The following is a 15642-nucleotide window of genomic DNA, read 5'->3' as shown; positions in this document are numbered from 1 at the left end:
GCACGGGCGTGCCTGGGCGGCGCAAAACAGGGGGGATATCGAAGGGATCGAGCAAGGCACGTTCCTTGCAAAGCATTCAGTACGCCGGTCCGGCATGCGCAATGCCGGGGAAAACGATCGATGGAGAAAAGGTCGATGAAGCCATTCGATGAAATGCTGCAATCCGGCGACATGGTAAGGGCGCCTTACGCGCGCCTGAAGCAATGGCTCGACACGCAGAATCCCGCGAGCCTCGCCCAGAAAGCCCACGATGCGGAAGGCGTGTTCCGCAAGACGGGCATCACGTTCGCCGTCTACGGCGACGCGGAGGCCGCCGAGCGGCTGATTCCGTTCGACATCGTCCCGCGCATCATCTCGGGGGCGGAATGGAGCCGGCTGTCGCTCGGCATCGAGCAGCGCGTGATGGCGCTGAACGCGTTCCTCGACGACATTTACCACCGCCAGGAAATCGTGCGCGCGGGCATCGTGCCGAAGCACCTGATCGCGCACAACGAGGCGTTCATCCCCGAGATGATCGACTTCCGGCCGCCCGGCAACGTTTACACGCACATCATCGGCGTCGACATCGTGCGCACCGGCGAGAACGAGTTCTACGTGCTGGAAGACAACGCGCGCACGCCGTCCGGCGTGTCGTACATGCTGGAAAACCGCGAGACGATGATGCAGCTCTTCCCCGAGCTGTTCCAGCAGGTGAAGGTGCGCCCGGTCGAAACCTATCCGCAGATGCTGCGCCAGTCGCTCGCGGCCGTGTGCCCGCCGGGCGGCAACGCCGACAATCCGACCGTCGCGGTGCTCACGCCCGGCATCCACAATTCCGCGTACTACGAACATTCGTTCCTCGCCGACCAGATGGGCGTGCACCTCGTCGAGGGCAGCGACCTGCAGGTGATCGACGGCCGCGTCGCGATGCGCACGACCGAAGGCTTCCAGCCGATCGACGTGCTGTACCGCCGCGTCGACGACGCGTTCCTCGATCCGCTCACGTTCCGTCCGGATTCGGTGCTCGGCGTGGCAGGCATCATGGACGTGTACCGCGCGGGCAACATCACGATCGCGAATGCGCCCGGCACCGGCATCGCCGACGACAAGGCGATCTACTCGTACATGCCGGAGATCGTCGAGTTCTACACGGGCCGCAAGGCGATGCTGGAGAACGTGCCGACCTGGCGCTGCGGCGAGGCCGACAGCCTCAAGTACGTGCTCGAGCATCTCGACGAACTGGTCGTGAAGGAGGTGCACGGCTCGGGCGGCTACGGGATGCTCGTCGGGCCGTGCGCATCGAAGGCCGAACTCGAGGCATTTTCCGCGAAGCTGCGCGCACGTCCGGCGAACTACATCGCGCAACCGACGCTCGCGCTGTCCACGACCCCGATCCTGACCGACGCCGGCCTCGCGCCGCGCCACGTCGACCTGCGTCCGTTCGTGCTGGTGTCGGACCGCATCCGCATCACGCCGGGCGGGCTCACGCGCGTCGCGCTGAAGGAAGGATCGCTCGTCGTCAACTCGAGCCAGGGCGGCGGCACCAAGGACACCTGGGTGCTGGCCGACTGAGCCGGGCACGACCGCGCGCGCCGGAGCCGGCGCGCGAACCGAACGAAGACGGAGTGGACACGAGATGCTTCTGGGACGTACTGCAAGCGGTCTCTACTGGATGTACCGCTATATCGAGCGCGCGGAGAACATCGCGCGCATCGTCGATGCCGGGCTGCGGATGGCGCTCACGCGCACGGCCGACGCGCCGGCCGAATGGTCGTCGGTGCTCGTCAGCTCGGGCGCGGACGACGGCTATCGGCAGAAATACGACGCGTATGCGGCCGATACCGTGACCGACTATCTGCTGCGCGACCGCGACAATCCGTCGAGCGTGCTGTCGTGCATCGAGGCCGCGCGCTCGAACGCGCGGATGGTGCGCACGGCGCTGACGCGCGAGGCGTGGGAAAGCGTGAACGGCGCGTGGCTCGCGCTGCGCCGCGCGCTGGCGCAGCCGGTGCCGGAAAGCGAGCTGCCGGCCGTGCTCGACCAGGTGAAGCGCGAAACCGCGCTGATCCTCGGCAGCTTCTACAGCACGATGCTGCGCAACGAGATCTTCGATTTCGCGCAGATCGGCGCATTCGTCGAACGCGCGGACAACACCGCGCGGATCATCGACGTGAAATACCACCTGCTGCTGCCGTCGGTGTCGCACGTCGGCACGATCCTCGACAACTACCAATGGGAGACGATCCTGCGCTGCGTGGCCGCGCACCGTTCGTATCGCTGGGTGTACGACGTGCAGTACAAGCCGCTCAACATCGCCGACTACCTGATCCTGAACGGCCGCATGCCGCGTTCGCTGCGTTATTGCTACGGGCGCGTCGTGTCGAGCCTGAACCTGCTCGCGAAGGATTACGGCGTGACACACCCGTGTCACGACACGGCCACGAAGATTCTGCAAATGCTGTCCGATACCTCGGTCGAGCGGATCTTCAAGAGCGGCCTGCACGAATTCCTGACCGACTTCATCGGCCGTAACAACAGCCTCGGGCTCGAAATCGCCCAGGCTTACAACTTCGACTGAGGCTTGCCATGCGACTCGCCATCCGACACATTTCGCGTTACCAGTTCGACGATCAGGCCACCCATGCACTGCAACGGTTGCGGCTGCGCCCGCAGTCGGGCCCCGGGCAAACGGTGCGCGCGTGGCAGGTCACGATCGACGGCGTCGAGCCGACGCTGTCTTACGCCGACGGGCTCGGCAACCGGATCGACCTCGTGCGCCACGATCGCGGCGCGAAGGCCGAGATCGTCGTCGTGGCGGCCGGCGTCGTCGAGACGCAGGACCGCGCGGGCATACTCGGGAATCCCGAAGGCTATGCGCCGCCGTGGATCTTCGAGCGCGAGACCGCGCTCACGAAGGCGGGCGACACCGTGCGCGCGCTGACCGACGCGCTGCCGATCGAGCCGCGAGGCCTCGACGCATTGCACTGGCTGATGACGGAAGTGCACGGCCGCATCGCGTACGCGCCGAACCTGGCCGGCGACGCCGCCGTCGATGCGGAAACCGCGCTGCAAAGCGGCGAGGGCACGAGCCGCGACCATGCACACGCGTTCATCGCGGCCGCACGCGTGCTGAAGATTCCCGCACGCTACATCTCGGGCTACGTGCTGGCCGACAGCGCGATGCAGCGCATCGCCGATGCGAAACAGCAGGCGGGCGACGTCGAGGACGAGGAAGCGCTGGCGCTGCAGAGCGCCGACGGCATGCAGCAGGCGCTCGGCGCGTCGCATGCCGTGCAGTCGCAATCGCAGGGACAGTCGCAGGCGGCGCTCGGCACGCAGCCGCAAGCCGCGGCGTTGATGCAGCAGCCGGCCGGCCACGCGTGGGCCGAGGCCTATGTCGAAGGGCTCGGCTGGGTCGGCTTCGACCCGTTCATGAACCGTTGCCCGGACGAACGCTACGTGCGCATCGCGGTCGGCCTCGACCATCGCGACGCGCAGCCGGTGACGGGGCTCGGCGCGACGGCCGTCGGCGTCGAGATCAGCGTCGTGCAGACGCCGGAACTCGTCTGACCCGGCGCGCGCCTTCGCCGAATCCGCCATGCCGGGCCGCCGCGTCGGAAGCGACGCGGCGTGCGCGGCCGGCCCAACCCGACTCGAGCTCCCATGTCCATTCACGTCGCGCTGCATCACACCACCCGCTATCGCTACGACCGGCTCGTCAACCTCGGCCCGCAGGTCGTGCGGCTGCGGCCCGCGCCGCATTGCAGGACGCCGATCCTCGCGTATTCGATGACGGTCGAGCCCGCGCAGCACTTCATCAACTGGCAGCAGGATCCGTTTTCGAACTATCTCGCGCGGCTCGTGTTTCCCGAGCGCACCGAGCACTTCGAGATCACGATCGATCTCGTCGCCGAGATGTCGGTGTACAACCCGTTCGACTTCTTCCTCGAAGCGAGCGCCGAGCAATATCCGTTCAGCTATGACGACGCGCTGAAGACCGAGCTCGCGCCGTATCTCGCATGCGATCCGCAGACGAGCGCCGCGCCGCTGTTTCGCGCGTATCTCGACGGCGTGGACCGCACGCCGGCCGGCACCGTGAACTTCCTCGTCGCGCTGAACCAGCGGCTTCAGCGCGACATCGGCTATCTCGTGCGGATGGAGCCCGGCGTGCAGACGCCCGCGCAGACGCTCGAACTCGCGTCCGGCTCGTGCCGCGACAGCGCGTGGCTGCTCGTGCAGCTGTGCCGCCATCTCGGCATCGCCGCGCGCTTCGTGTCGGGTTACCTGATTCAGCTCACCCCCGACGTGAAATCGCTCGACGGCCCGAGCGGCACGTCGGTCGATTTCACCGACCTGCACGCGTGGTGCGAGGTCTACCTGCCGGGCGCCGGCTGGATCGGCTTCGATCCGACGTCGGGCCTGCTCGCCGGCGAAGGGCATATTCCGCTCGCGTGCACGCCGCAGCCGACGAGCGCCGCGCCGGTCGAAGGGCTGATCGACGAGTGCGAAGTGTCGTTCGAGCACGAGATGAGCGTGACGCGCGTGTACGAGTCGCCGCGCGTGACGAAGCCGTATACGGAGTCGCAGTGGGATGCCGTGCTGGCGCTCGGCACGCAGGTCGACGGCGCGCTGGCCGCCGGCGACGTGCGGCTCACGCAGGGCGGCGAGCCGACCTTCGTGTCGATCGACGATCGCGACGGCGCCGAGTGGAACACCGATGCGCTCGGCCCGACCAAGCGCGGCTACGCGACCGAACTCGTGCAGCGGCTGCGCACCGAATACGGCGACGGCGGCTTCCTGCATTTCGGGCAGGGCAAGTGGTACCCGGGCGAGCAACTGCCGCGCTGGGCGCTGTCGATCTTCTGGCGCGCGGACGGCCAGCCCGTGTGGCACGATCCGTCGCTGTTCGCCGACGAGCGCGAGCCGTCCGCGTATACCACCGACGACGCGAAGCGCTTCATCGACGCGCTCGCCGCGCGGCTGAACCTGACCGGCGAATTCATCCGGCCCGGCTACGAGGACGTCTGGTACTACCTGTGGCGCGAGCGTCGGTTGCCCGTCAACGTCGATCCGTTCGACGCGCGCCTCGACGACGAGCTCGAACGTGCGCGGCTGCGCAAGGTGTTCGAGCAGCAGCTCGACAGCGTGGTCGGCTATGTGCTGCCGATCAAGCGCATGGATGACGGGCCGGGCCGCGATCGGTCGGGCCGCGATAGTCCGGGCCTCGACGGGCCGCGCTGGCAGACGGGCCCGTGGTTTTTCCGCGACGAGCGGATGTATCTGGTGCCCGGCGATTCGCCGATGGGCTATCGGCTGCCGCTCGATTCGCTGCCGTGGACGGCCCGCGCCGACTATCCGTACCTGGTCGAACGCGATCCGTTCGCGCCGCGCGATGTGCTGCCGGACGCCGCTGCGATCCGCGCCCGCTACGCGGGCCCGGCCGACGCGCCGCGCTATCTGGCCGGCGTGCAGCGCGAAGCGTCCGCGCCGACCGTGATGCAGTGGCGTGACGATGGCGCGGCCGCGAGCGGTCGAGCGGGCGCTGCAGACCCGCATCGCCGCCCCGAGCGCTTCGAATCGGCCGCGTGGATCACGCGCACCGCGCTGTGCGTCGAAGTGCGCAACGGCATCTTGTACCTGTTCATGCCGCCGCTCGCCGCGCTCGAGGATTATCTCGACCTGCTCGGCGCGATCGAGTCGACCGCGCACGCACTCGGCGTCAAGCTCGTGCTCGAAGGCTATCCGCCGCCGCGCGACGCGCGACTGAAACTGCTGCAGGTGACGCCCGATCCCGGCGTGATCGAGGTGAACATCCATCCGGCCGCGAGCTTCGACGAACTCGTCGACCAGACCGAATTCCTGTACGACGCTGCGTGGCAATCGCGGCTGTGCAGCGAGAAATTCATGGTCGACGGGCGGCACGTCGGCACCGGCGGCGGCAACCACTTCGTGCTCGGCGGCGCGACGCCGGCCGACAGCCCGTTCCTGCGCCGCCCGGACCTGCTCGCGAGCCTGATCGCGTACTGGCACAACCATCCGTCGCTGTCGTACCTGTTCTCGGGGCTGTTCATCGGGCCGACGAGCCAGGCGCCGCGTGTCGACGAGGCGCGCAACGACCAGCTCTACGAGCTCGACATCGCGTTCGCGGAGATCCAGCGCAACAAGCTGTTGTTCGGACAGGACATGCCGCCGTGGCTCGTCGACCGCGTGCTGCGCAACCTGCTGATCGACGTGACCGGCAACACGCACCGCAGCGAGTTCTGCATCGACAAGCTGTATTCGCCCGATTCGTCGACCGGCCGGCTCGGCCTGCTCGAACTGCGCGCGTTCGAGATGCCGCCGCATGCGCGGATGAGCATCGTGCAGCAACTGCTGCTGCGCGCGCTGGTCGCCCGCTTCTGGGCCGCGCCGTACACGACGCCGCTCACGCGCTGGGGCACCGCGCTGCACGATCGCTTCATGCTGCCCGCGTTCCTGAAGATGGATTTCGACGACGTGCTCGCCGAGTTGCGCGACGCCGGTTTCGCGTTCGATTCCGCGTGGTTCGCGCCGCATTTCGAATTCCGCTTCCCGCTGTTCGGCCAGATCGCGGTGAACGGGATGCAGCTGTCGCTGCGCGGTGCGCTGGAACCGTGGCACGTGATGGGCGAGGAGGGCGCGATCGGCGGCACGGTGCGCTACGTCGATTCGTCGGTCGAACGGCTCGAAGTGCGCGTGACGGGGCTGAACGACAACCGGCACGTCGTGACCGTCAACGGCCGCGCGCTGCCGCTGCAGCCGACCGGCACCGTCGGCGAATACGTCGCGGGCGTGCGCTACAAGGCGTGGTCGCCGCCGTCGGCGCTGCATCCGACCATCGGCGTGCATGCGCCGCTCACGTTCGACGTCGTCGATACGTGGCTGCAACGCTCGCTCGGCGGCTGCCGGTATCACGTCGCGCATCCGGGCGGGCGCAATTACGCGACGTTCCCCGTCAATGCGTACGAAGCCGAGAGCCGCCGGCTCGCGCGCTTCGTCGAGATCGGGCACACGCCGGGGCGGATGGATGTCGCGGCGGCCGCGCCGAGCCGTGAATTCCCGTTCACGCTCGATTTGCGGCGGCCGTGATCGATCGATGACAGGGCGGACGACGATGCGGGGTTCGCGACCTCCCGGCGGCCGCGCCGGAATGCTAGGATGCGGGCAGATTGCGGCCGTGCGCCGCGGTAGCTTGCCGCCGGTGCGGCGGCGCGCATGTGCGGTTGCACCCTGACGACGGAACGACATCGTGCCGCCCATTGACCTTGATCATCTCGCCGCTCTCGACGCGATGCCCACGCTTTTCGATTCCGGCGCCCAGCCGGACGCCGCCGAACTGGCCGCCGCGCTCGCGGCGCCGGCGGCCGCCGGCCGTTACGACGAACTGCGCGGCAGCGCGGCCGGCCTGAACGCGCCCGCGCTGGCACCCGCGTGGCGCAATTTCTTCACGTCGATCGGCAGCGACGGCGTGGCCGACCTCGACCGCCGCGCCGACGCGCTGCACCGGCGCATGCGCGAGAACGGCCTGTTCTACCAGCTGCACGAGCAGCGCGCCGGCGACGGCGCGGTCGGCCCGTGGTCGCTCGACCTGCTGCCGCTGATCGTCACGCCCGAGGACTGGGTCGCGATCGAGCGCGGCGTGCTGCAGCGCGTGCGGCTGCTCAACGCGACGCTGGCCGACCTGTACGGGCCGCAGACGATCCTGCACCGCGGGCTGTTGCCGCCTGCGCTCGTCACCGGCCACCCCGGCTACCTGCGTGCGATGCGCGGCGCGCATGTGCCGGGCGATACGTGGCTGCACGTCGTCGCGTTCGATCTCGCGCGCGGCCCCGACGGCCAGTGGCGGATCGTCGCGCAGCACACGCAGGGCGCGGCCGGCCTTGGCTATCTGCTCGAGAACCGGCTGATCGTGTCGCGGCTCTTTCCGCGCGGGTTTCGCGGGCTGCGCGTGCAGCGGCTTGCATCCGCGTACCGTGCGCTGCTGCAGAGCATGCAGTCGCTCAGCCCCGCCGCGAAGAATTCGCGGATCGTGCTGCTGACGCCGGGGCCGCACAGCGCGACCTATTTCGAGCACGCGTATCTCGCGCGCTATCTCGGCCTCACGCTCGTCGAAGGCGGCGACCTGACCGCGCGCGACAACCGCGTGTTCCTGAAGACGCTGAGCGGGCTCGAACCCGTGCACGGCATCCTGCGGCGCGTCGACGACGCGTGGCTCGATCCGCTCGAACTGCGGCCCGATTCGATGCTCGGCGTGCCGGGGCTGTTGCAGGCCGTGCGCGCGGGCAACGTGCTGCTCGCGAACGCGCCGGGCTCGGGCTTCCTCGAATCGCCGGCGATGCTCGGCTTCATGCCGCGTCTCGCGGAAGGCTTGCTCGGCGAAACGCTGACGCTGCCGGCCGTGCATTCGTGGTGGTGCGGCGAGGCGGCCGCGTGCGACGACGCGCTGCCGCAGCTCGCGCGCGGTATCGTCAAGGCATCCTATCCACCCGACGTGCAGGAAGGCGGTGCGTTCGAACCGGTGATCGGCGCGCGGCTCACGCAGGCACAACTGGCGGAATGGCGCGCGCGAATTCTCGCGCGGCCCGAACATTACACGGTGCAGGCGGACCTGCCGCTGTCGCAGGCGCCGACCTGGCCGCGACCCGATGCGCCCGACGGCAACGGCAGCGCGCGCATCGTGCCGAAGCCGCTGCTGCTGCGCGTGTTCGCGCTCGCCGACGGCGCGCAGCGCTGGCGGCTGCTGCCGGGCGGTCTGTCGCGGGTCGGCACGCGCGACACGCTGTTCAACGCGCCGATGCCGCGCGGCGGCAGCACCGTCGATACGTGGGTGATGACCGAGGGCATCGTCGATTCGACGACGCTGCTGCAGACGCACCTCGGCCCCGACGATCTCGTCGAGCGGCCGCGCGCGATCGCGAGCCGTGCGGCCGAGAACCTGTTCTGGCTCGGCCGCTACACCGAGCGCGCGACCAACCTGATGCGCCTGGCGCGTGCCGCGCTCGAACGGCTGCGCGGCGAAGACGACGTCGACAGTCCCGCGCATCTGGAACTGCTCGACGCGCTGTGTCGCGATACCGGGCTGATCGCCGCCGACGCGCCGCAGGCCGTCGATGCGCCGCGCGCGTTCCAGCACGAGCTGGCGACGTCGCTGACGCGCGGCGCCGATCGCACGTCGGGGATCGCGTCGTGCCTGTTCGGCATGCGCGGCGCGGCTGCCGCGATCCGCGAGCGGTTGTCGAGCGATCAGTGGCGGCTGATCGACGATGCGACGCAACTGTTCGCGGACAGCGCAGGGCAACCGGAGGCGGAGGAGCAGATCGGCAACGAGGCGCTGCAACTGCTGGAACGCGTCGGCCTGCTGCTCGGCGCGATCACCGGCGCGCAGACCGACAACATGACGCGCGACGACGGCTGGCGATTGCTGTCGATCGGCCGGCAGATCGACCGGCTCGACTTCCTGTGCAGCGTGCTGAAGTTCGCGTTCGACGAAGGCGCCGTGCATCGGCAGGACGGCTTCGAACTCGTGCTGGAACTGTTCGACAGCACGATCACGTTCCGTTCGCGGTTCCAGCGCGGCTTCGACGTCGCGCCGCTGCTGTCGCTCGTCGTGCTCGATACCGACAACCCGCGCTCGCTCGGCTGGGTCGTGCAGGCGCTGCGCGGCCGGCTGACGAAGGTCGAGCGCAGCGAAGGCTATGCGCTGTCCGAGTTGGCCGAGACGGTTCCGAACATACCCGCGTGGTCGTTGCACGAGCTGTGCGAGACCGCCGAAGGCGGTCGGCACGATAAGCTGCTCGCCGCGCTCGACACGACGGCGAAAGCGGTGTGGGAGTTGTCGAACCGGATCGGCGAGCGCTATTTCAGTCACGTGCGCGAGGCGGGCAGGACGCTATGGTGACGACGAAAGGCGTGCCGAAAACACCGGCCGGCGCCGTAAGCGCGCGGCAAGCGCCGGCTGCCGCGGCCTCGGCACCGGTCGCGACGGATGCGCCGGCCGCCGTCGCGCCGGGCCGGTTGCTGCGCGTCACGCACGACACCGAATACCGTTACGCGGCGCGCGTCGAATCCGCGCAGCACCAGGCACGCCTGCAACCGCTCGCGACGCCGCGCCAGCAGGTGCTGTCGTTCTCGCTCGACATCGAGCCCGCACCGGAATCGGTCGGCACCGAACTCGATGCGTTCGGCAATGCGCGCGCATCGTTCGCGCTGAACTTGCCGCACGACACGCTGCTGGTGCGCAGCCGCAGCACCGTGCGCGTGACGCCGCCCGCGTGGTCGCTCGGCGCGCGCGGCGAGCCGCCGCCTGCGATCGCGAACCCGGACGCCGCGCATGCCACCGCATGGGAGGCCGTGCGCGACCGCTTGCGGTTCCGCGCGGGGCAACCGTACGATCCGGCGAGCGAGTTCGTGTTCGCGTCGCCGCACGTCGCGTGCGACCCCGAACTCGCCGCGTACGCGGCCGCGAGCTTCACGCCGCAACGGCCGCTCGTGCAGGCTGCGTGGGACCTGATGCGCCGCGTGCATGCCGATTTCGCGTACACGCCGAACAGCACCGACATCACGACGTCGGCGCTCGATGCGCTGCGGTTGCGCAAGGGCGTCTGCCAGGATTTCGCGCACGTGATGATCGGCGCACTGCGCTCGCTCGGGCTGGCCGCGCGGTACATCAGCGGCTACCTGCTGACGCAGCCGCCGCCCGGCCAGCCGCGGCTGATCGGCGCCGACGCGTCGCATGCATGGGTCGACGTGTACGATCCGGCGTGGCCCGAGGACGGCGGCTGGCTGCAACTCGATCCGACCAACGATCGCGCGCCGGGCGACGACTACGTGATGCTGTCGGTCGGCCGCGACTACGCGGACGTGACGCCGCTGCGCGGCGTGATCCGCGGCGGCGGCGCGGATCAGGAGCTGAGGGTCGGCGTGACGGTCGAGCCGCTCGATGCGGCTTGAAGGGCCGCCGGGTGGGGCTCGCGCGCTTTATCGCGCGCTTTAAGTCTTCGTTAATACTGCACGCCTAGCATGGTGATGCCGGCGAACGGCTCGGACTCCGGTTCGGCGCGCCGGCGGCACGCGCGGGTGCGTCGACGTCATGGCGCCGCGCCGTCGCGCGGCGCCATTTCCATGCAACGGCGGCAGACCATGATCAAGCACTTCGACTACCCGCTCGGCGGCGAGACGATCGAGCTTTGTGCGAGCTTCGGCGCGGGCCCGGCATTGCGCCGCGTGCTCGTGAGCCGCGCGGATTCGATGGAGACGCTGGTAGTGCTCGACGCGCGCGGGCTGTCGGGCCTGTTGAAGGTGGCGACCGAGGAACCGGAAGGGTTGCTCGACGACGCGATCCGCAAGGTCGGCGACGAACAACTCGTCGAGCGGGCGATCAGCGGCAGGACGATCGTCGAAGCCGCGTTGTGATCGTGTGGCGCGTAAGCGTGCCAGCAGGTACGGAAACACGCTCCGCGTCGCGTTACGTTGCTCAGGCCGCGAACCGGTCCGTCGCCGCGACGAGCGCTTCCAGAATTCCCGGTTCGTTGTATGCATGCCCGGCGCCGGGCACGATCTCGAACGTCGCATCCGGCCACGCCTTCGACAACTCCCATGCGGTACGTGCCGGCGTCGCGATGTCGTAGCGGCCCTGCACGATCACACCCGGGATGCCGGCGAGCCGGTGCGCGTCGCGCAGTAACTGGCCTTCCTCGACGAAGCCCTTGTTCACGAAGTAGTGGTTTTCGATCCGCGCGAACGCGAGCGCGTAGTGGCCGTCCGCGAAGTGCGCGGCGAGCGCGGGATCGGGCAGCAGCGTGATCGTGCGGCCTTCCCAGACGCTCCACGCGCGTGCGGCTTCGAGCTTCGCGGCTTCGTCGTCGCCGGTCAGCCGGCGATGGTAGGCGGCCATCAGGTCGCCGCGCTCGGCCTCCGGAATCGGAGCGAGGAAGTCTTCCCAGTGATCGGGGAACAGCCACGACGCACCTTCCTGGTAGTACCACAGCAACTCCGCGCGTCGCATCGTGAAGATGCCGCGCACGATCAGCGCGCTCACGCGTTCGGGGTGGGTTTCCGCGTACGCGATCGCCAGCGCGCTGCCCCACGAGCCGCCGAAGACGAGCCATTGTTCGGCGCCGACCATCTCCCGCAGGCGTTCGATATCGGCGACCAGATCCCACGTCGTGTTGTTCTCGAGGCTCGCATGCGGCGTCGAGCGCCCGCAGCCGCGCTGGTCGAACAGCAGGATGTCGTAGCGCTCGGGATCGAACAGGCGGCGATGGTCGGGGCCGCAGCCGGCGCCGGGACCGCCGTGCAGGAACACGGCGGGCTTGCCCGCCGGGTTGCCGCAGCGTTCCCAGTAGATGCGGTGGCCGTCGCCGGTGTCGAGGTGGCCGTGGGCGTAGGGTTCGATCGGTGGATACACAGGCAGACTCCGGGTGAGGGTCGAGAGAACGCGGACGAGGCGCGGACCGGTGTGCGGGCGCGTACGGTGCTGCGGAGATTGCTGCGCCGCAAAATTCGTTGCGTGGGCATCGGCCCGGCCGCCGCCGGACAAGGCTTGTCATTATGCCCATTCGTCGCGCCGGACGTTGGCGCGTTGTGGCGGGGCGTCCGCCGCTGGCGGTATTTGCTCCCCGGATTTTTGAAGCAATTTCATTCCGATATTTTTCATACAAAATCCCGGCGGCGGGTCGGCTGGCCAATCGGGCGCCGGCCGATTCCCGTTCCTTTACCGTGCCAACGGACACCAGCCGATGAACCATCGCGTCACGCAGTTGACCGGGTTGCGCGCCGTCGCGGTCGCGATGGTCGTCGTCGGTCATGCCGAGCATGTGCTGCCCGGCGGCTATACGGGCTGGTACGCGCCGTTGCGGCTGATCGCCGACGGCAGGCTCGGCGTGCTGATCTTCTTCGTGTTGAGCGGTTTCCTGATCACCAACGTGCTGCGCGCCGAGTTCGCGCGCACGGGCGGCGTCGCGCTGACGTCGTTCTACGTGCGCCGCGCGTTGCGGATCTGGCCGGCCTGCTATGTGTATCTCGCGGCCGTTGCGATCATGGCCTTCGCCGGCGAGTTCGACGTCGATCGCCGGCAATGGCTCTATGCGGCGCTGCACCTGTGGAATTACTCGGCGTGGTTCGGGCTGACCGGCGACAACGCGTTGCATCCGGACGGTGCGTGGTACCTCGGCCATTTCTGGTCGCTCGCGCTCGAGGAGCAGTTCTACTGGTTCTGGCCGCTGCTGTTCGTGTTCGGCATGCGCCGGGCCGGCACGCGCTGGCTGGCCGCACTGATCCTGATCGTGCCTCTGGTGCGCGCCGCCACGTATTTCGTCGCGCCGGCGCTGCGCGGACAACTCGGGATGATGCTGCACACGGGTATCGATCCGATCCTGATCGGCTGCTATGCGTCGCTCAACCGCGAACGGCTCGAAGCGTGGATCGGCTCGTGGCGCGGCGAGGCGCGGATCGTGACGGCGCTCGTGTTCGTCGTGCTGCTCGGCATGCCGCTCGCCGAACACCGGCTCGGCGGTTTCTGGAATGCGACGTACGGTGTGACGCTCGAAGCCGCGTTGATCGCGATCGTGATCGTCGTGCTGAATTTCCGCAGCGAGTTCTGGTGCGCGCGCTGGTTGCGCGCCGGGCCGGTGGTGTTCGTCGGCACGATTTCGTTCAGTCTTTATCTGTGGCAGCAGCCGTTTGCGAATCCCGATCTGCCGGTCGCGCATGCGTTTCCGCTCGGCATCGTGTGGGCGCTGATTGCCGCGACCGCCAGCTACTTTCTCGTCGAGAAACCGTTCCTGCGGCTCAAGGATCGCTATTCGGCGCGCGAGGCGCGACGCGTGCGGGACGACGCGTTGCGGATGCCGGCGCCGACCGATGCGATCGGGCCGAAGGTGATGGAGTAGGCGGGCGGGGCAGTGTCGTGCCCACGGCGTTACTTGAAGCGTTTCATCGCGGCCGGCGAATACCAGAAGTTCCGGAACATGTCGATTCCATAGGACTTGCCGTCGTAGTGGACGATCGTGCGTGCCGTGCGCTTGCCCGTATCCGAGTAATCGCCGTTCTTGCGTTGCGTCTGCGCGATGTGCGCCGTGATCGACAGGTCGGCGAAGCCGTGGCTCGACGTTTTCTCGACGGCGATCGTCATCCGGGCCTCTTCGCTGCGCGCATCGCCTGCGCCCGGGCCGCAGGCGTCGCCTTCGACGCTGACCCAGCCGTAGAGGTTGGTGCCGAACACCGGGCGGATACGGCTGCCTTCGCGCACCCACAGCGTCAATTCCTCACTGGTGTTGGCATCCGGGCAACTTGGCCCGCGCGCGCTGCTGGTAAACACGACGCCGAACGCGCGCACATCGGGCGATAAACGGTAGGGCGCCGTGTCGATCCGATAGCTGTTCTCGCCGATCTCCGTCGCCGCATCCTCTTCGACTACCGACCGCTCGGCCGCCACGACCTTGTCGCCCTCGACGAGCGCGATGACCTGCAGCTTTTTGCTTTCGTCGGGATTCTTGCTCTTCGGCAGTGAATCGAATGCGACGGCCGCGATCGTCGTTTCCGGCGCGTTCGGCATGGCCTTGCACGACGACGCGACGACGAGCCGATTCGCATCGCGCGTGGCGATGCGTGCGCTCGCGATGCCGGCCCAGCGGGCGATGGCCGTGACGGTTTCGTCGCTGCAGGACTGGCTGTCGGCAGCGTGGGCGATGGGAGCGGCGGCGAGGGCAAGCAGCGGGGCAAAGCGCAGGATTCTCATTGTCGTGATCGGAGATGTTGTTTTCATTGATATGCGTGGGGGTCGCTTACCGACCCTGAAGAGACAGTCGCGGAAGCGAAAGCGGACATTCGCATCGTCGTTAGACGCGAATCTGTCCTATTGGACTTGGCGTCTATCTTGCCTAAATTCGCAGAGCGCCTGAATCGCCGTCCCTGATCACGGCGTGACAAGCAGTTGCCTCCATGCGCCGGCTATGCGTCGGTACAAGTGAGGGAGCAGTCGATGGTCGCAATCCCCGGACCGCTCTACGACTTGCCGAAGCTCCACTAACCCTTGTGCGGAAGATGAGTCGCAGAATGCAAGGAGGTCACGCGCTGGAGCAACTGCGACAAAGCCCCGTGGGGCGACATGTGCATACCAGTGATTCCACATGGCATCAAGCATGAGAAGACTCGCCTCGAAGTTACCTCCCATGAGTGCAACATATATGGAACCGTACTCGCGAACAACCAGTCTTTCTTCCGCAAGAGTCTGCAAATTTGAAACGGCGATTGAATGAAGCTGATCAGCCGAAACACACTCCTGTTCCAGATGCCGGTGCTGAACGAAAGCCAAATGATCAGATGCGTCTACGACATATGAAACCAATAGGTCGTCGCTGAGAGGACGGAGAACAGGCGAGTCTTCGCCTGACAACGATATTGCTGGCGTTGAGTCTTGCACCATGGGCTTCAGATAAGCGATGGCGCGGGCACAAATGCCGCCTTCTCTCACGGTCATAGGGCGATATTCAATCAATCCGAAAATACTGCTAGAACCATCCTCGGAGGATTGTCGGCGATTCGGGTCGCGATGTCGAATGGCCGCTCGTGGCCGATTCTGTTGAAAAACTCGGCATTCGTGGTCGTTGGCACCTATCCTTGATCTGATCAATCGACGAGGTGCCA

The 15642-nt window shown here is 67.7% G+C and carries 10 protein-coding genes; 8 read left to right on the top strand and 2 right to left on the bottom strand.

Annotation, left to right across the window (positions count from 1 at the left end):
* Positions 1 to 135 precede the first annotated feature (135 nt).
* From WS96_RS29470 to WS96_RS29440, 7 genes are all read left to right on the top strand, one after another.
* Positions 136 to 1551, top strand: a complete 1416-nt coding sequence (locus WS96_RS29470) for a circularly permuted type 2 ATP-grasp protein (protein ID WP_059822643.1) — start codon at positions 136 to 138, stop codon at positions 1549 to 1551.
* 64 nt (positions 1552 to 1615) lie between these two features.
* The gene (locus tag WS96_RS29465; protein ID WP_059500757.1) at positions 1616 to 2557 is read left to right on the top strand and encodes an alpha-E domain-containing protein; all 942 of its coding nucleotides are present in this window, start codon (positions 1616 to 1618) and stop codon (positions 2555 to 2557) included.
* A gap of 8 nt (positions 2558 to 2565) precedes the next feature.
* The gene (locus WS96_RS29460) at positions 2566 to 3549 is read left to right on the top strand and encodes a transglutaminase family protein (RefSeq protein ID WP_059837364.1); all 984 of its coding nucleotides are present in this window, start codon (positions 2566 to 2568) and stop codon (positions 3547 to 3549) included.
* Positions 3550 to 3642: 93 nt separating this feature from the next.
* The gene (locus WS96_RS29455; RefSeq protein WP_059837362.1) at positions 3643 to 7086 is read left to right on the top strand and encodes a transglutaminase family protein; all 3444 of its coding nucleotides are present in this window, start codon (positions 3643 to 3645) and stop codon (positions 7084 to 7086) included.
* Between the two features lie 202 nt (positions 7087 to 7288).
* Positions 7289 to 9895 carry a circularly permuted type 2 ATP-grasp protein gene (locus tag WS96_RS29450; RefSeq protein ID WP_059837361.1) on the top strand — a complete coding sequence of 869 codons (2607 nt, stop codon included), beginning with the start codon at positions 7289 to 7291 and terminating at the stop codon, positions 9893 to 9895.
* Positions 9889 to 10947, top strand: a complete 1059-nt coding sequence (locus WS96_RS29445; RefSeq protein WP_059837359.1) for a transglutaminase family protein — start codon at positions 9889 to 9891, stop codon at positions 10945 to 10947. The genes WS96_RS29450 and WS96_RS29445 overlap by 7 nt, the downstream gene beginning before the upstream one ends.
* 189 nt (positions 10948 to 11136) lie before the next feature.
* Positions 11137 to 11409 carry a hypothetical protein gene (locus tag WS96_RS29440; RefSeq protein ID WP_059837830.1) on the top strand — a complete coding sequence of 91 codons (273 nt, stop codon included), beginning with the start codon at positions 11137 to 11139 and terminating at the stop codon, positions 11407 to 11409.
* 61 nt (positions 11410 to 11470) lie between these two features.
* Here WS96_RS29440 and pip read toward each other — a convergent pair whose 3' ends face one another.
* The gene (pip, locus tag WS96_RS29435) at positions 11471 to 12403 is read right to left on the bottom strand and encodes a prolyl aminopeptidase (protein ID WP_059822631.1); all 933 of its coding nucleotides are present in this window, start codon (positions 12401 to 12403) and stop codon (positions 11471 to 11473) included.
* Between the two features lie 331 nt (positions 12404 to 12734).
* On the opposite strand from pip, the gene WS96_RS29430 reads away from it, so the two are divergent.
* Positions 12735 to 13886, top strand: coding sequence for an acyltransferase family protein (locus WS96_RS29430; protein ID WP_059837357.1), 1152 nt, complete (start codon positions 12735 to 12737; stop codon positions 13884 to 13886).
* A gap of 29 nt (positions 13887 to 13915) precedes the next feature.
* Here WS96_RS29430 and WS96_RS29425 read toward each other — a convergent pair whose 3' ends face one another.
* Positions 13916 to 14734: a hypothetical protein gene (locus tag WS96_RS29425; protein ID WP_059837355.1), complete on the bottom strand. Its 819-nt coding sequence runs from the start codon at positions 14732 to 14734 to the stop codon at positions 13916 to 13918.
* Positions 14735 to 15642: the final 908 nt, after the last annotated feature.

It is taken from the genome of Burkholderia sp. MSMB1835 (assembly GCF_001526365.1).
In the GTDB taxonomy this organism is placed as follows: domain Bacteria; phylum Pseudomonadota; class Gammaproteobacteria; order Burkholderiales; family Burkholderiaceae; genus Burkholderia.
Note: the sequence above shows the minus strand (reverse complement) of the source record. Positions and strands in the feature narration are given on the sequence as shown.